At 66.0% G+C, this 17724-nt stretch carries 30 protein-coding genes; all 30 read right to left on the reverse strand.

Annotated elements, in window-relative coordinates; all coding sequences use genetic code 11:
• Positions 1 to 127: 127 nt before the first annotated feature.
• Positions 128 to 1150 (reverse strand): DNA-directed RNA polymerase subunit alpha, encoded by a 1023-nt coding sequence (locus tag ACFWZ5_RS28115; protein WP_016645160.1) that lies wholly within the window; start codon positions 1148 to 1150, stop codon positions 128 to 130.
• 129 nt (positions 1151 to 1279) lie between these two features.
• Complete coding sequence (gene rpsK / locus ACFWZ5_RS28120) at positions 1280 to 1684, reverse strand: 30S ribosomal protein S11 (protein WP_003948617.1); 405 nt, start codon at positions 1682 to 1684, stop codon at positions 1280 to 1282.
• A gap of 65 nt (positions 1685 to 1749) precedes the next feature.
• Positions 1750 to 2130 carry a 30S ribosomal protein S13 gene (rpsM, locus tag ACFWZ5_RS28125; protein ID WP_138961323.1) on the reverse strand — a complete coding sequence of 127 codons (381 nt, stop codon included), beginning with the start codon at positions 2128 to 2130 and terminating at the stop codon, positions 1750 to 1752.
• 190 nt (positions 2131 to 2320) lie between these two features.
• Complete coding sequence (gene rpmJ / locus ACFWZ5_RS28130) at positions 2321 to 2434, reverse strand: 50S ribosomal protein L36 (RefSeq protein ID WP_003948619.1); 114 nt, start codon at positions 2432 to 2434, stop codon at positions 2321 to 2323.
• A 59-nt stretch (positions 2435 to 2493) separates the two neighbouring features.
• On the reverse strand, positions 2494 to 2715 hold the full coding sequence (gene infA / locus ACFWZ5_RS28135; protein ID WP_003948620.1) for a translation initiation factor IF-1: 222 nt from the start codon (positions 2713 to 2715) through the stop codon (positions 2494 to 2496).
• A 186-nt stretch (positions 2716 to 2901) separates the two neighbouring features.
• Positions 2902 to 3738 (reverse strand): type I methionyl aminopeptidase, encoded by an 837-nt coding sequence (map, locus tag ACFWZ5_RS28140; protein WP_384799838.1) that lies wholly within the window; start codon positions 3736 to 3738, stop codon positions 2902 to 2904.
• A gap of 107 nt (positions 3739 to 3845) precedes the next feature.
• Positions 3846 to 4499: an adenylate kinase gene (locus ACFWZ5_RS28145; RefSeq protein ID WP_384799807.1), complete on the reverse strand. Its 654-nt coding sequence runs from the start codon at positions 4497 to 4499 to the stop codon at positions 3846 to 3848.
• Positions 4499 to 5812 (reverse strand): preprotein translocase subunit SecY, encoded by a 1314-nt coding sequence (gene secY, locus ACFWZ5_RS28150; protein WP_384799810.1) that lies wholly within the window; start codon positions 5810 to 5812, stop codon positions 4499 to 4501. The genes ACFWZ5_RS28145 and secY overlap by 1 nt, the downstream gene beginning before the upstream one ends.
• Positions 5813 to 6064: 252 nt before the next feature.
• A complete protein-coding gene (rplO, locus tag ACFWZ5_RS28155) occupies positions 6065 to 6520 on the reverse strand; it encodes a 50S ribosomal protein L15 (RefSeq protein WP_384799813.1) in 456 nt (151 codons plus the stop codon).
• Between the two features lie 2 nt (positions 6521 to 6522).
• Positions 6523 to 6705 (reverse strand): 50S ribosomal protein L30, encoded by a 183-nt coding sequence (gene rpmD / locus ACFWZ5_RS28160; protein WP_005481207.1) that lies wholly within the window; start codon positions 6703 to 6705, stop codon positions 6523 to 6525.
• A 2-nt stretch (positions 6706 to 6707) separates the two neighbouring features.
• Positions 6708 to 7313, reverse strand: a complete 606-nt coding sequence (gene rpsE / locus ACFWZ5_RS28165) for a 30S ribosomal protein S5 (RefSeq protein ID WP_016645168.1) — start codon at positions 7311 to 7313, stop codon at positions 6708 to 6710.
• A gap of 43 nt (positions 7314 to 7356) precedes the next feature.
• Positions 7357 to 7740, reverse strand: a complete 384-nt coding sequence (rplR, locus tag ACFWZ5_RS28170) for a 50S ribosomal protein L18 (RefSeq protein WP_037664020.1) — start codon at positions 7738 to 7740, stop codon at positions 7357 to 7359.
• 3 nt (positions 7741 to 7743) lie between these two features.
• Entirely contained in the window at positions 7744 to 8283 is a 540-nt protein-coding gene (rplF, locus tag ACFWZ5_RS28175) for a 50S ribosomal protein L6 (RefSeq protein ID WP_384799817.1), read from the reverse strand.
• Between the two features lie 24 nt (positions 8284 to 8307).
• The gene (gene rpsH / locus ACFWZ5_RS28180; RefSeq protein WP_018528360.1) at positions 8308 to 8706 is read right to left on the reverse strand and encodes a 30S ribosomal protein S8; all 399 of its coding nucleotides are present in this window, start codon (positions 8704 to 8706) and stop codon (positions 8308 to 8310) included.
• 211 nt (positions 8707 to 8917) lie between these two features.
• Complete coding sequence (locus ACFWZ5_RS28185; protein ID WP_003956452.1) at positions 8918 to 9103, reverse strand: type Z 30S ribosomal protein S14; 186 nt, start codon at positions 9101 to 9103, stop codon at positions 8918 to 8920.
• A gap of 5 nt (positions 9104 to 9108) precedes the next feature.
• On the reverse strand, positions 9109 to 9666 hold the full coding sequence (gene rplE, locus ACFWZ5_RS28190; RefSeq protein ID WP_138961315.1) for a 50S ribosomal protein L5: 558 nt from the start codon (positions 9664 to 9666) through the stop codon (positions 9109 to 9111).
• Entirely contained in the window at positions 9666 to 9989 is a 324-nt protein-coding gene (rplX, locus tag ACFWZ5_RS28195) for a 50S ribosomal protein L24 (protein ID WP_384799819.1), read from the reverse strand. The genes rplE and rplX overlap by 1 nt, the downstream gene beginning before the upstream one ends.
• A gap of 2 nt (positions 9990 to 9991) precedes the next feature.
• Positions 9992 to 10360 carry a 50S ribosomal protein L14 gene (gene rplN, locus ACFWZ5_RS28200; RefSeq protein WP_003974257.1) on the reverse strand — a complete coding sequence of 123 codons (369 nt, stop codon included), beginning with the start codon at positions 10358 to 10360 and terminating at the stop codon, positions 9992 to 9994.
• 106 nt (positions 10361 to 10466) lie between these two features.
• A complete protein-coding gene (gene rpsQ, locus ACFWZ5_RS28205) occupies positions 10467 to 10751 on the reverse strand; it encodes a 30S ribosomal protein S17 (RefSeq protein ID WP_067283945.1) in 285 nt (94 codons plus the stop codon).
• Positions 10751 to 10975 (reverse strand): 50S ribosomal protein L29, encoded by a 225-nt coding sequence (rpmC, locus tag ACFWZ5_RS28210; protein ID WP_010036720.1) that lies wholly within the window; start codon positions 10973 to 10975, stop codon positions 10751 to 10753. Before rpmC ends, rpsQ begins: the two co-directional genes overlap by 1 nt.
• A complete protein-coding gene (gene rplP / locus ACFWZ5_RS28215; protein WP_190134825.1) occupies positions 10975 to 11394 on the reverse strand; it encodes a 50S ribosomal protein L16 in 420 nt (139 codons plus the stop codon). The genes rpmC and rplP overlap by 1 nt, the downstream gene beginning before the upstream one ends.
• A gap of 5 nt (positions 11395 to 11399) precedes the next feature.
• The gene (rpsC, locus tag ACFWZ5_RS28220; RefSeq protein WP_384799824.1) at positions 11400 to 12239 is read right to left on the reverse strand and encodes a 30S ribosomal protein S3; all 840 of its coding nucleotides are present in this window, start codon (positions 12237 to 12239) and stop codon (positions 11400 to 11402) included.
• A complete protein-coding gene (gene rplV / locus ACFWZ5_RS28225) occupies positions 12239 to 12586 on the reverse strand; it encodes a 50S ribosomal protein L22 (protein WP_009327087.1) in 348 nt (115 codons plus the stop codon). The genes rpsC and rplV overlap by 1 nt, the downstream gene beginning before the upstream one ends.
• A gap of 42 nt (positions 12587 to 12628) precedes the next feature.
• Complete coding sequence (gene rpsS, locus ACFWZ5_RS28230; RefSeq protein WP_003992359.1) at positions 12629 to 12910, reverse strand: 30S ribosomal protein S19; 282 nt, start codon at positions 12908 to 12910, stop codon at positions 12629 to 12631.
• A gap of 12 nt (positions 12911 to 12922) precedes the next feature.
• Positions 12923 to 13759: a 50S ribosomal protein L2 gene (gene rplB / locus ACFWZ5_RS28235; RefSeq protein WP_384799828.1), complete on the reverse strand. Its 837-nt coding sequence runs from the start codon at positions 13757 to 13759 to the stop codon at positions 12923 to 12925.
• 39 nt (positions 13760 to 13798) lie between these two features.
• Entirely contained in the window at positions 13799 to 14215 is a 417-nt protein-coding gene (gene rplW, locus ACFWZ5_RS28240; RefSeq protein ID WP_384799831.1) for a 50S ribosomal protein L23, read from the reverse strand.
• Complete coding sequence (rplD, locus tag ACFWZ5_RS28245) at positions 14215 to 14868, reverse strand: 50S ribosomal protein L4 (RefSeq protein ID WP_384799834.1); 654 nt, start codon at positions 14866 to 14868, stop codon at positions 14215 to 14217. The genes rplW and rplD overlap by 1 nt, the downstream gene beginning before the upstream one ends.
• A 7-nt stretch (positions 14869 to 14875) precedes the next feature.
• On the reverse strand, positions 14876 to 15520 hold the full coding sequence (gene rplC / locus ACFWZ5_RS28250) for a 50S ribosomal protein L3 (protein ID WP_030359023.1): 645 nt from the start codon (positions 15518 to 15520) through the stop codon (positions 14876 to 14878).
• A 14-nt stretch (positions 15521 to 15534) separates the two neighbouring features.
• The gene (gene rpsJ / locus ACFWZ5_RS28255; protein ID WP_003948644.1) at positions 15535 to 15843 is read right to left on the reverse strand and encodes a 30S ribosomal protein S10; all 309 of its coding nucleotides are present in this window, start codon (positions 15841 to 15843) and stop codon (positions 15535 to 15537) included.
• A gap of 546 nt (positions 15844 to 16389) precedes the next feature.
• Positions 16390 to 17583, reverse strand: a complete 1194-nt coding sequence (gene tuf, locus ACFWZ5_RS28260) for an elongation factor Tu (RefSeq protein WP_384798749.1) — start codon at positions 17581 to 17583, stop codon at positions 16390 to 16392.
• Between the last annotated feature and the right edge of the window lie 141 nt (positions 17584 to 17724).

A 17724-nucleotide genomic window follows, 5' to 3' on the forward strand; every position in this document is an offset into this window, starting at 1 on the left:
TCCTTGTGATCTGCCCCGGCCGTATCAGGTACCGGGGTCAGTGGACCGCGCCCCGGAGGGGCGCGGGGAACTGCGCGAGCAACCAGAACGCACGCGCAGCCAAAATCAGACCGTCAGTCCCGAGCTCTTAGTACTGCTCGGTCTCGACGAAGCCGGCGTCCGCGTCGTCGTCGGCGCCGAAGGCGTCCGCGGCGGCGGTCGGGTCGAAGCCGGGGGGCGAGTCCTTGAGCGCAAGGCCCATCCCGTTGAGCTTCATCTTGACCTCGTCGATCGACTTCGCACCGAAGTTGCGGATGTCGAGCAGGTCCGCCTCGGAGCGGGCCACGAGCTCACCCACGGAGTGGATGCCCTCGCGCTTGAGGCAGTTGTACGACCGAACGGTGAGCTCCAGCTCCTCGATCGGCAGGGCGAGATCGGCGGCGAGCGCGGCGTCCGTCGGGGACGGGCCCATGTCGATGCCCTCGGCGTCGATGTTGAGCTCGCGGGCCAGACCGAACAGCTCGACCAGCGTCTTACCGGCGGACGCCATGGCGTCGCGCGGCCGCATGGCCTGCTTGGTCTCGACGTCGACGATCAGCTTGTCGAAGTCGGTGCGCTGCTCGACACGCGTGGCCTCGACCTTGTACGTGACCTTCAGCACCGGCGAGTAGATGGAGTCGACCGGGATACGGCCGATCTCCTGGCCCACCTGCTTGTTCTGGACGGCGGAGACATAGCCGCGACCGCGCTCGACGGTCAGCTCCATCTCCAGCTTGCCCTTGCCGTTGAGCGTGGCGAGGACCAGGTCGGGGTTGTGCACCTCGACACCGGCGGGCGGGGCGATGTCGGCGGCGGTCACGAGGCCCGGGCCCTGCTTGCGCAGGTACATCACGACGGGCTCGTCGTGCTCGCTGGACACGACCAGCTGCTTGATGTTGAGGATGAGGTCGGTGACGTCCTCCTTGACGCCCGGCACGGTGGTGAACTCGTGCAGGACACCGTCGATGCGGATGGACGTGACCGCCGCACCCGGGATCGAGGACAGGAGGGTCCGACGCAGGGAGTTGCCGAGGGTGTAGCCGAAGCCCGGCTCCAGCGGCTCGATGACGAACCGGGAGCGGAACTCGTCGACGACCTCTTCGGTCAACGAGGGACGCTGAGCGATCAGCATGAAGTGAATCCTTCAGTCATGGGCACCCACTATTTGATGCCCTTGAGTAGTACAAGGGTACGGGCGGCACGGCCCCCGAAGGGTACGTACCGCCCGAATCCTCAAAGCAACCGCGCAAGCGGCGTCGCGTCAGACGCGGCGGCGCTTGGGGGGACGGCAGCCGTTGTGCGGGGTCGGGGTGACGTCCTGGATGGAGCCGACCTCGAGGCCGGTCGCCTGCAGCGAACGGATGGCGGTCTCACGACCGGAACCCGGGCCCTTGACGAAGACGTCGACCTTGCGCATGCCGTGCTCCTGGGCGCGACGGGCAGCCGACTCGGCGGCCATCTGCGCGGCGAACGGCGTGGACTTGCGCGAGCCCTTGAAGCCGACGTGGCCGGCGGAGGCCCAGGAGATCACGTTGCCGGTCGGGTCCGTGATGGACACGATCGTGTTGTTGAACGTGCTCTTGATGTGCGCGTGGCCGTGAGCGACGTTCTTCTTTTCCTTGCGGCGCACCTTCTTGGCAGCGCCCTGACGACCCTTGGGGGGCATCTATAACTCCTACGGGAGGTGGTCGGTCCTGCAGCAACAGCTGTCGATAGACCGCTGAGCGAGGACTACTTCTTGCCCGGCTTCTTCTTACCGGCGATGGCGCGACGCGGGCCCTTGCGGGTGCGAGCGTTGGTGCTGGTGCGCTGACCGCGGACCGGCAGGCCGCGACGGTGACGCAGACCCTGGTAGCAGCCGATCTCGACCTTGCGGCGGATGTCGGCCTGGATCTCGCGACGGAGGTCACCCTCGGTCTTGACGTTCTGGTCCACGTACTCGCGGATCTTGACGAGGTCTTCCTCGGTCAGGTCTCGAACACGGGTGTTGCGGTCGACACCAGTGGCGTCCAGCGTCTGCTGGGACAGCGTCCGGCCGATGCCGAACACGTAGGTGAGGGCGACCTCGATGCGCTTGTCGCGCGGGAGGTCAACGCCTTCAACGCGTGCCATTCATGGCTCCTGTTGATACTCGGAGGTCTTCAGCAGTACCGCTCCCAGCCGCCGTATGAGGTACGTACTGGGTCCCCGGCCTCCGACCGGGGGTGTCGCCCTCCATTACCTGATGGACCTGAAGAGGGACGGGTCCTGCATATGTGCTGTTACGTGCGTCGCGCGAAAATCTGCGAGTGCAGTACGTGCGTCAGCCCTGGCGCTGCTTGTGGCGCGGGTTGTCGCAAATGATCATGACCCGGCCGTGACGGCGGATCACCCTGCACTTGTCGCAGATCTTCTTGACGCTCGGCTTGACCTTCATGGGTGTGAGGTTCTCCGGGTCAGTGCCACCACCCCGCGGAAGCGGAGTGCGGGCAAGATCTACTTGTACCGGTAGACGATCCGGCCACGCGTCAGGTCGTACGGAGAAAGCTCCACCACGACCCGGTCGTCAGGGAGGATGCGGATGTAGTGCATGCGCATCTTGCCGCTGATGTGTGCCAGGACCTGGTGGCCGTTCTGGAGCTCGACCTTGAACATGGCGTTCGGAAGAGACTCGACGACAGTGCCCTCGATCTCGATGGCACCTTGCTTCTTGGCCACGCTTCGCCCTTCGAATCGACTACCTTGATCGACTCTGCGCGGTGACGCAGACATGCGAATGCACGAGAGCCGACGCGTCAGTCTACGTCAGTGCACCCGGAAAGACGAATCGAGGATTCTGCCCCACCGGGGAGATCCTTAAGCAAACGCCCGATCCGTGCCATCCGGACGGCGGCGGCGCCGCCCTTAGCCCAGCGGATCCGGCGCCGCGGTGATCCCGTACTCGGCCAGCTTCGCCTTGCCGCCGTCGGGCGCGGTCAGGACCAGCGGGCCCTGCTCGGTCAGGGCGACACTGTGCTCCCAGTGCGAGGACCAGGTGCCGTCCGTCGTGATGACGGTCCAGTCGTCCTCGAGCACCTCGGTCTTGGCCGTGCCGAGGGACACCATCGGCTCGATGGCCAGGCAGAACCCGGGCACCAGCTTGGCCCCGCGGCCGCGCCGCCGCTCCACGTAGTTCAGCAGGTGCGGGTCCATGTGCATCTCGGTGCCGATGCCGTGGCCGCCGTAGTCCTCGATGATCCCGTACTTGCCGCGGGCCGGGCGGGGCTGGCGGCGGATGTAGGTCTCGATGGCGCGGGAGATGTCGACGAGCCGGTTGCCCTGCTTCATGGCCGCGATGCCGGCCCACATCGACTCCTCGGTCACCCGGGAGAGCTCGATCAGCTCCGGAGCGTGACCGCCGCCCACGAACGCGGTGAACGCCGCATCCCCGTGCCAGCCGTCGACGATCGCGCCCGCGTCGATGGAGATGATGTCGCCGTCCTGGAGCACGACGTCGTCGCTCGGGATGCCGTGCACGACGACCTCGTTCTTCGAGGTGCAGATGGTCGCGGGGAAGCCGCCGTAGCCGAGGAAGTTGGACTTCGCGCCGTGCTCGGCGAGGACCTTGCGCGCGACCTCGTCCAGGTCCTTGGTGGTGGCGCCGGGCACCGCGGCCGCGCGGGTCGCGGCGTGGATGGCGGCGACGACAAGGCCCGCCTCACGCATCTTCGCGATCTGCTCGGGGGTCTTGATCTGCACCATGGGGCTTCCGCTCTCCGTCATCCGTACATCAACCGGCTACGTACACAACACTACGACCGCGGTGCCCATGACGGGCACCGCGGCCGAAGCGACGTACTAATGGCTACTTACTTGTCGCCCTTGAGGGCGTCCATCGCGCGCTTCGTGACCTCGTCGACCTTGCCGAGCGCGGAGATCGTCACGACCAGGCCCTGCGTCCGGTAGTAGTCGATGATCGGCTCGGTCTGGGTGTGGTAGACCTCGAGGCGCTTGCGGACGGTCTCCTCGGAGTCGTCGTCGCGCTGGTAGAGCTCGCCGCCGCAGACGTCGCAGACGCCCTCGGCCTTCGGCGGGGAGTACACCACGTGGAAGACGTGGCTGGAGTCCTTGCGGCAGATGCGGCGGCCCGCGATGCGCTTGACCACCTCGTCCTCGGGGACCTCGAGGTCCAGGACCGCGTCCAGCTTCACGTCGTCGGCCTTGAGGGCGACGTCGAGCGCCTCGGCCTGCGAGACGTTCCGCGGGAAGCCGTCGAGCAGGAAGCCGTGCTCGGCGTCCGGCTTGGCCATGCGGTCCTTGGCCATCCCGATGGTGACCTCGTCCGGCACCAGGTTGCCGGCGTCCATGTACGCCTTGGCCTGCTTGCCGAGCTCGGTGCCCTGGCTGATGTTGGCCCGGAAGAGGTCGCCCGTGGAGATGTGCGGGATCGACAGGTTCTTGGCAAGGAACGCGGCCTGCGTACCCTTGCCCGCACCGGGCGGCCCGACGAGGACGATTCGCATCAGCGGAGGAACCCTTCGTAGTTGCGCTGCTGGAGCTGGCTCTCGATCTGCTTCACGGTCTCCAGACCCACACCCACGATGATGAGGATGCTCGTTCCACCGAAGGGGAAGTTCTGGTTCGCGCCGAAGCCCACCAACGCCATCGTTGGCACAAGAGCGATCAGACCCAGATACAGCGAGCCCGGCCAGGTGATCCGGTTGAGTACGTAGCTCAGGTACTCAGCGGTCGGTCGGCCAGCCCGGATGCCCGGGATGAAGCCACCATACTTCTTCATGTTGTCCGCGACTTCCTCCGGGTTGAAGGAGATCGCCACGTAGAAGAAGGCGAAGAACACGATCAGGACGAAGTAGGTGACGATGTAAATCGGGTGGTCACCCTTGGTCAGGTTCTGCTCGATCCAGGTCTTCCACCCGGACTGGCCACCCGCGAACTGCGCGACGAGGGCCGGAATGTAGAGCAGTGACGAGGCAAAGATCACAGGGATGATGCCCGCCTGATTGACCTTCAGCGGGATGTACGTCGACGTACCGCCGTAGGACCGGCGGCCGATCATGCGCTTCGCGTACTGCACCGGGATGCGGCGCTGTGCCTGCTCGACGAAGACGACCAGGCCGACCATGAAGAGTCCGACCAGGATGACGGTGAAGAACTCGATCCAGCCGCCCGCCAGGTCGCCCTGCTTCTTGATGCCCCACAGGGCGGCGGGGAAGGTCGCGGCGATCGAGATGAACATCAGGATCGACATGCCGTTGCCGATGCCGCGGTCGGTGATGAGCTCGCCGAGCCACATCACGCACGCCGTACCGGCGGTCATGGTGACCACCATCGTGATGGTCCCGAAGATCGACTGGTCGGGAACGATGTCCGAGGCGACCGAGCAGCCCTGGAAGAGGGTGCCGGTGCGGGCGGTGGCGACCAGGCCGGTGCCCTGCAGGATCGCGAGCGCGATGGTCAGATAGCGCGTGTACTGCGTGATCTTCGCCGTGCCTGCCTGGCCCTCCTTCTTCAGGGCCTCCAGGCGCGGGATCACCACGGTAAGCAGCTGCAGGATGATGCTCGCCGTGATGTACGGCATGATGCCGAGCGCGAAGATCGTGATCTGCAGCAGTGCGCCACCGCTGAACATGTTCACCAGGCCGAACAGGCCCTGGTTGGCGTTCGCCTGGTCAATGCACTTCTGGACATTCGTGTAGTCGACGCCGGGAATCGGGATATGCGTCCCGAGCCGGTAGATCACGATGATGCCGAGCGTGAAGAGCAGCTTCTTGCGCAGGTCGGGCGTCTTGAACGCCCGGGCGAACGCGGTGAGCACGGTGCCTCCTGCGACCCCCGCGCTACTGCGTCAGAGGTGACGGTGATGAGTCCGACGGATAAGTACGTAACTTGCCACGGGTACAACAGGCAAGAACCGCCCGGCCGGTCGCGAGGACAGACCGCGCGGAAAGTAACAGTGCACGCCACCTTACCGGCGACCGTGCCCCCCTTGGAACGACCAACCGGGGATGCCCCTTTTGTGGGGCATCCCCGGTCGGGATCGCTCAAGTCATCGAGACGCCTGGAAAATTCAGACGAGCTCGGTGACGGTACCGCCGGCGGCGGTGATCTTCTCCTTGGCGGAGCCGGAGACGGCGTCAACCGTCACCTGCAGCGCCACGGTGATCTCGCCCTGGCCGAGGACCTTGACAAGGCTGTTCTTGCGAACGGCGCCCTTGGCGACCAGGTCGGCCACCGTGACCTCGCCACCCTCGGGGTAGAGGGCAGCGAGCTTGTCCAGGTTGACGACCTGGTACTCGGTCTTGAACGGGTTCTTGAAGCCCTTCAGCTTCGGGAGACGCATGTGGAGGGGCATCTGGCCACCCTCGAAGCGCTCCGGAACCTGGTAGCGGGCCTTCGTGCCCTTGGTACCACGACCGGCCGTCTTACCCTTCGACGCCTCACCACGACCGACACGGGTCTTGGCGGTCTTGGCGCCCGGGGCGGGACGGAGGTTGTGGATCTTGAGCGGGTTCTGCTCCGCCATGATCAGTCGACCTCCTCAACCGTCACGAGGTGGCGGACGGTGTGCACCATGCCGCGGAACTCGGGGCGGTCCTCCTTGACGACCTGCGTGTTGATGCCCTTGAGGCCAAGGGAGCGCAGGGTGTCGCGGTGGTTCTGCTTGCTGCCGATGTACGACTTCGTCTGCGTGATCTTGAGCTGAGCCATGATTACGCACCCGCTCCCGCACGCGCACGCAGGAGAGCCGCGGGGGCGACGTCCTCGAGCGGCAGACCACGGCGGGCCGCGATCTCCTCGGGACGCTGCAGGCCCTTGAGGGCCGCCACGGTCGCGTGCACGATGTTGATCGCGTTGTCGGAGCCGAGCGACTTCGACAGGATGTCGTGAACGCCGGCGCACTCCAGGACGGCGCGCACCGGGCCACCGGCGATAACACCGGTACCGGGGGAAGCAGGCTTCAGCAGGACGACGCCCGCGGCCTTCTCACCCTGGATGGGGTGGGGGATGGTGCCCTGGATACGGGGGACCTTGAAGAAGTGCTTCTTGGCCTCCTCCACACCCTTGGCGATGGCGGCCGGCACCTCCTTGGCCTTGCCGTAACCGACACCCACGGTGCCGTCACCGTCGCCCACCACGACCAGCGCGGTGAAGCTGAAGCGACGACCACCCTTCACAACCTTGGCGACGCGGTTGATCGCGACAACGCGCTCAACGTACGCGGTCTTCTCGGCGGCAGCAGCGCCACCGTCGCGACCCTTCCGGTCCCGCCGCTCGCCGCCACCGGCACCGCCACCGCGGCGCTGGGGTCCAGCCATTGGAATTACCTCTCTCTGTTTCCGCTAGCTACGGAACCAGGACTCAGAACTTGAGTCCGGCTTCGCGGGCGGCGTCCGCCAGGGCGGCGATGCGCCCGGCGTACTGGTTACCACCACGGTCGAACACGACAGCCTCGACACCGGCGGCCTTGGCGCGCTCGGCGACCAGGGCGCCGACCTGCTTGGCCTGCGCGGACTTGTCGCCCTCGCCACCACGGATCGACGCGTCCAGGGTGGACGCCGACGCCAGGGTGTGACCCTTCACGTCGTCGATCACCTGGGCCACGATGTTCCGGTTGGAACGCGTCACGACCAGGCGCGGACGCTCGGCCGTACCGGAGATGTGCTTCCGGATACGAATGTGACGGCGCTTGATGGCAGCACGCTTGTAAGCGTCGCCCTTAGCAATCTTGACACCGTATGCCATGGCTTACTTACCCGCCTTTCCGACCTTGCGGCGGATGACTTCGCCCTCGTACTTGACACCCTTGGCCTTGTACGGGTCAGGCTTGCGCAGCTTGCGGATGTTGGCCGCAACCTCGCCGACCTTCTGCTTGTCGATGCCCTCGACCGAGAACTTGGTCGGCGACTCGACCTTGAACGAGATGCCCTCGGGCGCCTCGATCAGGATCGGGTGGCTGTAGCCGAGCGAGAACTCCAGGTTGGAGCCCTTCGCCAGGACGCGGTAACCGACACCGCTGATCTCGAGCTTCTTCACGTAACCCTGGGTCACGCCGGTGATCATGTTCGCCACCAGCGTGCGGGACAGGCCGTGCAGGGCCTTGTTCTGACGCTCGTCGTTGGGACGGGTGACGTTCAGAACGCCGTCCTCGCCCTTAGCGATCTCGATCGGCGCGACAACGGTGTGGCTCAGGGTGCCCTTGGGGCCCTTCACCGAGACCGTCTGCCCGTCGATGGTGACGTCCACGCCGGCGGGAACCGTGATGGGGAGCTTGCCAATACGCGACATAGCTGTTTCCTCCGTTCCCTTCCGCTACCAGACGTAGGCGAGGACTTCCCCACCCACGCCCTTCTTGCCCGCCTGCTGGCCGGTGAGCAGACCGTGCGACGTGGAGATGATGGCCACGCCCAGGCCGCCGAGCACCTTCGGCAGGTTGGTGGACTTCGCGTAAACCCGCAGACCGGGCTTGGAGATCCGCTTGATGCCCGCGATGGAGCGCTCACGGTTGGGGCCGAACTTCAGCTCCAGGACGAGGTTCTTGCCGACCTCGGCGTCCTCGACCTTCCAGCCCGTGATGAAGCCCTCCTGCTGGAGGATCTCCGCGATGTGCGACTTGATCTTGCTGTGCGGCATCGCCACGGTGTCGTGGTACGCCGAGTTCGCGTTCCGCAGACGCGTAAGCATGTCTGCGATCGGATCAGTCATGGTCATGAATTGGCCTTCGGCCTCTCTCGCCGGGGTTTCCTGTATGCGCCATCCCTCTCCCCACTCATGGGCGGGACGGGTGCGGCGCGGGGACCTACGGCGTAGTAAGTCGTACGAGGGCGGCGGGCGCCCAACCACACAAGCCTAAGGCATGCGCGACTGGGCCCCCACCGGCCTCATTGCTTACCGAGAGCCTCCGGTAATCCCAACTAGGGGACTACCAGGAGCTCTTGGTCACGCCCGGCAGCTCGCCACGGTGAGCCATCTCACGAAGGCACACGCGGCACAGGCCGAACTTGCGGTACACGGAGTGCGGACGGCCGCAGCGCTGGCAGCGGGTGTACGCGCGCACACCGAACTTGGGCTTGCGAGCAGCCTTAGCGATCAGAGCCTTCTTCGCCATCTCGCTTACGCCTCCTTGAACGGGAAGCCGAGGTGACGAAGGAGCGCACGGCCCTCAGCGTCGTTGGTCGCCGTGGTCACCACGGTGATGTCCATACCCCGGACGCGGTCGATCTTGTCCTGGTCGATCTCGTGGAACATGACCTGCTCCGTGAGACCGAAGGTGTAGTTGCCACGGCCGTCGAACTGCTTGGGGGACAGACCACGGAAGTCGCGGATGCGCGGCAGCGCGAGCGACAGGGTGCGGTCCAGGAACTCCCACATGCGGTCGCCACGGAGCGTGACGTGGGCACCGATCGGCTGGCCCTCGCGCAGCTTGAACTGCGCGATGGACTTGCGGGCCTTGGTGATGGCCGGCTTCTGACCGGTGATCGTGGTCAGGTCACGGACGGCACCGTCCATGAGCTTGGAGTCACGGGCGGCGTCGCCGACACCCATGTTCACCACGATCTTGACGAGGCCGGGGATCTGCATGACGTTCTCGTACGAGAACTCCTCCTGCAGCTTGCCCTTGATCTCCTCGCGGTACTTCGTCTTGAGGCGCGGAGTGGTGGTGGTCGTCATCAGATGTCCTCACCCGTCCGCTTGGCAACGCGGATCTTGTTGCCCTCGTCGTCAAAGCGGTAGCCGACGCGGGTAACGACCTTCTTGCCGTCCTTCTCCACGACGAGCTGGACATTGCTCACGTGGATCGGGGCCTCGGTCGTCACGATGCCGCCGGCCTGCGAGCCGCTGGCGGTCGGACCGGCCTTGGTGTGCTTCTTGACCCGGTTGACACCCTCGACCAGGACGCGCTCGTCGCGCGGGTAAGCGGCAATGACCTTGCCCTGCTTGCCCTTGTCCTTGCCGGTGATGACCTGGACCAGGTCACCCTTCTTGATCTTCATGCTTACAGCACCTCCGGCGCGAGCGAGATGATCTTCATGAACTTCTTCTCGCGCAGCTCACGGCCGACCGGGCCGAAGATACGGGTGCCGCGAGGGTCGCCGTCGTTCTTCAGAATGACGGCGGCGTTCTCGTCGAAGCGGATGTACGAGCCGTCCGGACGGCGGCGCTCCTTGACGGTGCGAACGATGACCGCCTTGACGACGTCACCCTTCTTCACGTTGCCACCGGGGATTGCGTCCTTGACGGTGGCGACGATGACGTCACCGATGCCCGCGTAGCGGCGACCCGAGCCACCGAGAACACGGATGGTGAGGATTTCCTTCGCACCCGTGTTGTCGGCGACGCGAAGTCGCGACTCCTGCTGGATCACGTCTATCTCCTGTGTGTCTGCCGGTTCCCGGCAGGGGCTTCGCTCTTACGAGGTCGGCCCCTGCCGAGCCTGGCGGAACTGATCCGAGGGGAAACCCCCTCGGAAATTACTTGGCCTTCTCGAGGATCTCGACGACGCGCCAGCGCTTCGTCGCGGACAGCGGCCGGGTCTCCATGAGGAGGACGCGGTCGCCGACACCCGCGGCGTTCTGCTCGTCGTGCGCCTTGAGCTTGTTCGTACGGCGGATGACCTTGCCGTACAGCGCGTGCTTGACACGGTCCTCGACGGCGACGACGACGGTCTTGTCCATCTTGTCGCTGACGACCAGACCCTCACGGGTCTTGCGGAAACCGCGGGCGGTCTTCTCTTCAGTCACGTTGCTCTCGCTCATCAGGCGCTCTCCACCGTCTCGATGCCCAGCTCGCGCTCACGCATCAGGGTGTAGATCCGCGCGATGTCCTTGCGGACGGCCTTCAGCCGACCGTGGTTCTCGAGCTGACCCGTCGCCGCCTGGAAGCGGAGGTTGAACAGCTCTTCCTTGGCCTCGCGGAGCTTGTTCAGAAGCTCCTCGTTGCCCAGCTCGCGCAGCTCGGACGCCTTGGTACCGGCCGACATCACGCTTCACCTGCCTCGCGCTTGACGATCCGGCACTTCATCGGCAGCTTGTGGGCGGCACGAGTCAGAGCCTCACGGGCGATCTTCTCGTTGGGGTAGGACAGCTCGAACATCACGCGACCAGGCTTGACGTTCGCAACCCACCACTCCGGCGAACCCTTACCGGAACCCATGCGGGTCTCGGCAGGCTTCTTGGTCAGCGGGCGGTCCGGGTAAATGTTGATCCAGACCTTGCCGCCACGCTTGATGTGGCGGGTCATCGCGATACGCGCGGCCTCGATCTGGCGGTTGGTCACGTACGCCGGGCCCATGGCCTGGATGCCGTACTCGCCGAACGCCACCTGCGTACCACCCTTGCTCATGCCAGAGCGCTTGGGGTGGTGCTGCTTGCGGTGCTTGACCCTACGGGGGATCAGCATGTCGGTCAGGCCTCCGTTCCGGTGCTCTCAGCAGCCGGAGCGGCAGCGGCGGGAGCCTCGGCCTTGGGGGCCTCGGCAGCCGGCGCGGACTGCTGCTGCGGCTTGCGACCGCGGCCGCCACGCTCGCCACCGCGGCCACCACGGGCCGGGCGGTCGTTGCCACCACGGGCCGGGCGGTTGCCGGCGCGGGCAGCGGCGTTCTCGGCGCGGACCTCGGCGATGTTCTTGACGTCGCCCTTGTAGATCCAGACCTTCACGCCGATGCGGCCGAAGGTCGTCTTGGCCTCGAAGAAGCCGTAGTCGACGTTCGCGCGGAGCGTGTGCAGGGGCACACGGCCCTCGCGGTAGAACTCCGAGCGGGACATCTCGGCGCCGCCGAGACGGCCACCACACTGGATCTTGATGCCCTTGGCGCCCGCCTTCATGGCCGACTGCATGCTCTTGCGCATGGCACGGCGGAAGGAGACGCGGGAGGACAGCTGCTCCGCAACGGCCTGGGCCACGAGCTGAGCGTCGACCTCGGGGTTCTTGACCTCGAGGATGTTCAGCTGGACCTGCTTGCCCGTGAGCTTCTCGAGGTCACCGCGGATGCGGTCGGCCTCGGCGCCACGGCGGCCGATGACGATGCCGGGACGAGCGGTGTGGATGTCCACACGCACGCGGTCACGGGTGCGCTCGATCTCCACCTTCGAGATGCCGGCGCGCTCCATGCCGGACGTCATCATCCGACGGATGGCGACGTCTTCCTTGACGTAGTCCTTGTACAGCTTGTCGGCGTACCAACGCGACTTGAAGTCGGTCGTGACACCGAGCCGGAACCCGTGCGGGTTTACCTTCTGGCCCATTACCGGGTTCCTTCCTTGCTGCTGACGACCACGGTGATGTGGCTGGTCCGCTTACGGATCCGGTAGGCACGGCCCTGGGCACGCGGACGGAACCGCTTCAGGGTCGGGCCCTCGTCCACGTACGCCTCGCTGATGAACAGCGACGAGGCGTCCGTGTGGTCGTAGTTGTGCGCGGCGTTGGCGATGGCGCTGTCCAGCACCTTGCCCACCGGCACGCTCGCGGCCTGCGGGGCGAAACGCAGGACCGCCTGAGCCTCCGTGGCGTCCATGCCACGGATGAGGTCCACCACGCGGCGGGCCTTCATGGGCGTGACGCGGATGTACCGCGCCTGGGCCCTGGCTTCCATGGTTGTCCCTTCGGTGTTAGTCATAGTCGATTCCACCCCGCCTTAGCGGCGCTTCGACTTCCGGTCGTCCTTGACGTGACCCCGGAAGGTGCGCGTCGGCGAGAACTCGCCGAGCTTGTGGCCGACCATCGACTCGGTGACGAACACCGGAATGTGGGTCTTGCCGTTGTGCACCGCGAGCGTGTGGCCCAGCATGGCCGGCACGATCATGGAGCGACGGGACCAGGTCTTGATGACGTTCTTGGTGCCGGCTTCGTTCTGGGCGTCCACCTTCTTGATCAGGTGGTCGTCGACGAAGGGCCCCTTCTTGAGACTGCGCGGCATCTAAACCCGCTCCTAGCGCTTCTTGTTCGTCTTGCGGCGGCGGACGATGTACTTGCTCGACGCCTTCTTGGGCGAGCGAGTACGACCTTCCTTCTGACCCCACGGGGAGACCGGGTGGCGACCACCGGAGGTCTTGCCCTCACCACCACCGTGCGGGTGGTCAACCGGGTTCATGACGACACCGCGCACGGTCGGGCGGACGCCCTTCCAGCGCATGCGGCCGGCCTTGCCCCAGTTGATGTTCGACTGCTCGGCGTTGCCGACCTCGCCGATGGTGGCGCGGCAGCGGACGTCGACCAGGCGGATCTCGCCGGACGGCATGCGCAGGTGGGCCATCGAGCCCTCCTTGGCGAGCAGCTGCACCGAGGCACCCGCGGAGCGGGCGAACTTGGCGCCGCCGCCCGGACGGAGCTCGATCGCGTGGATCGTGGTACCGACCGGGATGTTGCGCAGGGCCAGGTTGTTGCCGGGCTTGATGTCGGCGCCAGGGCCGTTCTCCACCCGGTCACCCTGCGCCAGGCCGCGCGGGGCGATGATGTAGCGCTTCTCGCCGTCCGCGTAGTGCAGAAGGGCGATGCGCGCGGTGCGGTTCGGGTCGTACTCGATGTGCGCGACCTTCGCCGGCACGCCGTCCTTGTCGTGACGACGGAAGTCGATCACGCGGTAGGCGCGCTTGTGTCCGCCACCCTGGTGGCGAACGGTCACACGACCGGCGTTGTTACGGCCGCCCTTGCTGTGCAGCGGGCGGACCAGCGACTTCTCCGGCGTGGACCGCGTGACCTCGACGAAGTCGGCGACGGAGGAGCCACGGCGGCCCGGCGTCGTCGGCTTGTACTTGCGGATTCCCATTTCTCAGTCCTCGTCCGATATTCGGACCAGGGCGCTCCGTTAGGAGGCCTGGCCGAAGATGTCGATACGGTCGCCCTCAGCGAGGGTCACGATCGCGCGCTTGGAGTCGGCACGCTTGCCGAAACCGGTGCGGGTGCGCTTGCGCTTGCCCTGGCGGTTGAGCGTGTTGACACCGGTGACCTTGACCGAGAAGACCGCCTCGACGGCCTGCTTGATCTGGGTCTTGTTGGCACGCGGGTCGACGACGAAGGTGTACTTGCCCTCGTCGAGCAGCGCGTAGCTCTTCTCGGAGACGACCGGCTTGACGAGGACGTCACGGGGGTCCGTGAAGCTCTTGCTCAGCGGCGTCTCGACGGTGTTCTTGCCCTCGGTGGCGTGGCGCTTCGCCTTGGCGACGCGCGCGGCCTTGGCGGCCTTGGCGGCCTTCGAGGCGATAGCGGGGTGACGGATAGCCATCAGGCCTCGCTCCCTTCGGTGTCAGCGGCCTTGGGGCCAGACACGAAGGACTCGAAAGCGGCCTGGGTGAAGACCACGTCGTCCGAGACGAGAACGTCGTACGTGTTCAGCTGGCCCGGCTCCAGGATGTGCACCTGGGGCAGGTTGCGGGCGGACAGCAGGGCCTTCTCGTCCTCGCGGCCGATGACCAGGAGCACGTTCTTGCGCTCGCTGATCTTGGCAAGGAGGGCCTTGGCGGCCTTGGTGGAGATGTCGCCCGCGACCACGTCGGTGACGACGTGGATGCGGTTGTTGCGGGCCCGGTCGGTGAGGGCGTGGCGCAGGGCCGCGGCCTTCATCTTCTTCGGGGTCCGCTGCGAGTAGTCACGCGGCACGGGGCCGTGGACCACGCCACCGCCGGCGAACTGCGGCGCACGGGTCGAACCCTGACGCGCGCGGCCGGTGCCCTTCTGGCGGTACGGCTTCTTGCCACCGCCGCGGACCTCGCCACGGGTCTTGGTCTTGTGCGTGCCCTGGCGGGCAGCGGCCAGCTGCGCGACAACGACCTGGTGGATCAGCGGGATGCTGACCTTCTCGACGTCGAAGATCTCCGCGGGGAGCTCGACGGTCCCGGCCTTGTCGCCTGCCGGCGAAAGGATGTCAATGGTGCTCATCGGTTCCTCAAGCCCCCTTGGCCGCGGTACGGACCAGGACGAGGCCGCCGTTCGGACCGGGAACCGCTCCCTTGATGAGGAGCAGGCCCTTCTCCGCGTCAACGGCGTGAACGGTCAGGTTCTGGGTGGTGACCCGCTCGTTGCCCATGCGGCCAGCCATGCGGAGGCCCTTGAACACACGGCCAGGGGTGGCGCAGCCACCGATGGAACCGGGCGAGCGGTGCTTGCGCTGGGTGCCGTGGCTGGAGCCGAGGCCACCGAAGTTGTGGCGCTTCATGACACCGGCGAAGCCCTTGCCCTTGCTCTTGCCGGTCACGTCGACCTTGACGCCGGACTCGAAGGTCTCGGCGGTCAGCTCCTGGCCGAGGGTGTACTCGCTGGCGTCAGCGGTACGGATCTCGACGAGGTGACGACGGGGGGTCACGTCGGCCTTGGCGAAGTGGCCCTTGAGGGGCTTGTTCACCTTGCGCGGGTCGATCTCGCCGAAGGCGATCTGGACCGACTCGTAGCCGTCGCTGTCATTCGTACGGACCTGGGTAACGACACAGGGCCCGGCCTTGACCACGGTCACCGGGACGACACGGTTGTTCTCGTCCCAGACCTGGGTCATGCCGAGCTTCTCGCCCAGGATGCCCTTGATCTGCTTGGTCATCTCTTCCGTGCCTCTCAGAGCTTGATCTCGATGTCGACGCCGGCCGGAAGGTCCAGGCGCATCAGCGAGTCAACGGTCTTGGGCGTCGGGTCGAGGATGTCGATCAGGCGCTTGTGCGTGCGCATCTCGAAGTGCTCGCGCGAGTCCTTGTACTTGTGCGGCGACTTGATGACGCAGTACACGTTCTTCTCAGTGGGCAGCGGCACCGGGCCCGCGACCGACGCACCAGTGCGGGTCACCGTCTCGACGATCTTCTTCGCCGAGGAGTCGATGACCTCGTGGTCGTAGGCCTTGAGCCGGATGCGGATCTTCTGTCCCGCCATGGCTACTTAGTAGTCCTTTGTCTCGAACGCTCTGGCCCCCGGGAGGTCCTCTTTTCTACTTCCATCCGACCCACGCGGTCGGGCGTGTCGCAGTCCCGCTCACACAGATCTCCCGAAGGATTTCCCTGCTAGGGGCTGCGGCCCTGGATGACCGCGGGTCCGGGGGAAGAAACCCACCGGGCGCCTGGCCGAGCCTCCGCGCTGCACTTCCCGAAAGATTCCCGTACGTCCGCCACAGCGCTGCCTTACGGCAGATGGGGCGACGAGTACTGTGGGACTCGCTTTCAGTCCTCCCGGCGGGAGGCGCGCAGCATCGGCACTCAACCGAGCAACCTGAACAGTGTGCCACACCTGGGACGACGAAGGCCAATCGAGCCGATTGTCAAGCCGCTCGGCCGGGGCTCGCCGCCAGAAGAACCCCCTTCGCCCAACGGCGGACCGACGGCGGTCCGACGACAGGAAGCCCCGCTCGCCACAGGGCGAGCGGGGCTTCTTGTTGCTCAGTGCAGAGCAGCCGGGTCAGACCCGATCCACAAGCAAGGGAACTTACTTGTTGATCTTGGTGACCTGGCCGGCGCCGACGGTCCGGCCACCCTCACGGATGGCGAACTTCAGGCCCTCCTCCATGGCGACCGGCTGGATGAGCTCCACCTTCATCTCGGTGTTGTCACCCGGCATGACCATCTCGGTGCCCTCGGGGAGGGTCACAACGCCCGTCACGTCCGTCGTACGGAAGTAGAACTGCGGACGGTAGTTGTTGAAGAACGGCGTGTGGCGGCCACCCTCGTCCTTGGAGAGGATGTAGGCCTGCGCCTCGAACTCGGTGTGCGGCGTGACCGAGCCCGGCTTGATGATGACCTGGCCGCGCTCGACGTCCTCGCGCTTGATGCCGCGGAGCAGCAGACCGACGTTCTCACCGGCCTGGCCCTCGTCGAGCAGCTTGCGGAACATCTCGATGCCGGTGACCGTGGTGGTGGTCTTCTCCTGCTTGATGCCGATGATGTCAACGGTCTCGTTGACCTTCAGGACACCACGCTCGATACGACCGGTGACGACGGTGCCACGACCGGTGATCGTGAAGACGTCCTCGATCGGCATCAGGAACGGCTTGTCGACGTCACGCTCGGGCTGCGGGATGGCCTCGTCGACGGCCTTCATCAGGTCGAGGACGGACTTGCCCCACTCGGCGTCGCCCTCGAGCGCCTTGAGCGCCGAGACCTTGACGACCGGGACGTCGTCGCCCGGGAACTCGTACTCGGAGAGGAGCTCACGGACCTCGAGCTCGACGAGCTCCAGGATCTCCTCGTCGTCCACCATGTCGGCCTTGTTCAGGGCGACGACGATGTACGGAACGCCGACCTGGCGGGCCAGGAGCACGTGCTCCTTGGTCTGCGGCATCGGGCCGTCGGTGGCGGCGACCACGAGGATGGCGCCGTCCATCTGCGCCGCACCCGTGATCATGTTCTTGATGTAGTCCGCGTGACCGGGGCAGTCGACGTGGGCGTAGTGACGCGTCTCCGTCTGGTACTCGACGTGCGCGATGGAGATGGTGATACCGCGCTGGCGCTCCTCGGGAGCCTTGTCGATCTGGTCAAAGGCCGAGGCCTCGTTCAGGTCGGGGTACGCGTCGTGCAGCACCTTGGTAATGGCGGCCGTGAGGGTCGTCTTACCGTGGTCGATGTGACCGATGGTGCCGATGTTGACGTGCGGCTTAGTCCGCTCGAACTTCGCCTTCGCCACTGGGGTCCTCCTGTGGAGTGGTTCTGTACGCCTTACTTCATCGGCGCCAGGTGATCTTTGCTGGGGTGCCCGGGGCCCGGGGCACTCCGTCCCGGTAAGGGCCGGAACGCCCCGGAAGCTCCGGAGTCAAGCCTAAAGCGT

It is taken from the genome of Streptomyces sp. NPDC059003, from assembly GCF_042740445.1.
Classification (GTDB): Bacteria; Actinomycetota; Actinomycetes; order Streptomycetales; family Streptomycetaceae; genus Streptomyces.

Bases quoted from the DNA above. Each gene is read 5' to 3' on its own strand.
- rplW (WP_384799831.1), bottom strand. From the start codon at position 14,215: ATGGCTATCCGTCACCCCGCTATCGCCTCGAAGGCCGCCAAGGCCGCC.
- rplX (WP_384799819.1), bottom strand. From the start codon at position 9,989: ATGAAGATCAAGAAGGGTGACCTGGTCCAGGTCATCACCGGCAAGGAC.
- rplC (WP_030359023.1), bottom strand. From the start codon at position 15,520: ATGACCAAGCAGATCAAGGGCATCCTGGGCGAGAAGCTCGGCATGACC.
- rpsC (WP_384799824.1), bottom strand. From the start codon at position 12,239: ATGGGCCAGAAGGTAAACCCGCACGGGTTCCGGCTCGGTGTCACGACC.
- rpsE (WP_016645168.1), bottom strand. From the start codon at position 7,313: ATGGCTGGACCCCAGCGCCGCGGTGGCGGTGCCGGTGGCGGCGAGCGG.
- rplP (WP_190134825.1), bottom strand. From the start codon at position 11,394: ATGCTGATCCCCCGTAGGGTCAAGCACCGCAAGCAGCACCACCCCAAG.
- rplR (WP_037664020.1), bottom strand. From the start codon at position 7,740: ATGGCATACGGTGTCAAGATTGCTAAGGGCGACGCTTACAAGCGTGCT.
- rpsH (WP_018528360.1), bottom strand. From the start codon at position 8,706: ATGACCATGACTGATCCGATCGCAGACATGCTTACGCGTCTGCGGAAC.
- rplF (WP_384799817.1), bottom strand. From the start codon at position 8,283: ATGTCGCGTATTGGCAAGCTCCCCATCACGGTTCCCGCCGGCGTGGAC.
- ACFWZ5_RS28145 (WP_384799807.1), bottom strand. From the start codon at position 4,499: ATGCGAATCGTCCTCGTCGGGCCGCCCGGTGCGGGCAAGGGTACGCAG.
- map (WP_384799838.1), bottom strand. From the start codon at position 3,738: ATGGTGCAGATCAAGACCCCCGAGCAGATCGCGAAGATGCGTGAGGCG.
- rpmJ (WP_003948619.1), bottom strand. From the start codon at position 2,434: ATGAAGGTCAAGCCGAGCGTCAAGAAGATCTGCGACAAGTGCAGGGTG.
- rplO (WP_384799813.1), bottom strand. From the start codon at position 6,520: ATGGCGGAGCAGAACCCGCTCAAGATCCACAACCTCCGTCCCGCCCCG.
- rpsM (WP_138961323.1), bottom strand. From the start codon at position 2,130: ATGGCACGCGTTGAAGGCGTTGACCTCCCGCGCGACAAGCGCATCGAG.
- rplB (WP_384799828.1), bottom strand. From the start codon at position 13,759: ATGGGAATCCGCAAGTACAAGCCGACGACGCCGGGCCGCCGTGGCTCC.
- ACFWZ5_RS28115 (WP_016645160.1), bottom strand. From the start codon at position 1,150: ATGCTGATCGCTCAGCGTCCCTCGTTGACCGAAGAGGTCGTCGACGAG.
- rplE (WP_138961315.1), bottom strand. From the start codon at position 9,666: ATGACGACCACCACCACTCCGCGCCTCAAGACGAAGTACCGCGAGGAG.
- ACFWZ5_RS28185 (WP_003956452.1), bottom strand. From the start codon at position 9,103: ATGGCGAAGAAGGCTCTGATCGCTAAGGCTGCTCGCAAGCCCAAGTTC.
- rpsS (WP_003992359.1), bottom strand. From the start codon at position 12,910: ATGCCGCGCAGTCTCAAGAAGGGGCCCTTCGTCGACGACCACCTGATC.
- rpsJ (WP_003948644.1), bottom strand. From the start codon at position 15,843: ATGGCGGGACAGAAGATCCGCATCCGGCTCAAGGCCTACGACCACGAG.
- rpsK (WP_003948617.1), bottom strand. From the start codon at position 1,684: ATGCCCCCCAAGGGTCGTCAGGGCGCTGCCAAGAAGGTGCGCCGCAAG.
- rpmD (WP_005481207.1), bottom strand. From the start codon at position 6,705: ATGGCTCAGCTCAAGATCACGCAGACGAAGTCGTACATCGGCAGCAAG.
- rplV (WP_009327087.1), bottom strand. From the start codon at position 12,586: ATGGAAGCCAGGGCCCAGGCGCGGTACATCCGCGTCACGCCCATGAAG.
- rpmC (WP_010036720.1), bottom strand. From the start codon at position 10,975: ATGTCGGCCGGTACCAAGGCGTCCGAGCTGCGCGAGCTGGGCAACGAG.
- rpsQ (WP_067283945.1), bottom strand. From the start codon at position 10,751: ATGAGCGAGAGCAACGTGACTGAAGAGAAGACCGCCCGCGGTTTCCGC.
- rplD (WP_384799834.1), bottom strand. From the start codon at position 14,868: ATGAGCACCATTGACATCCTTTCGCCGGCAGGCGACAAGGCCGGGACC.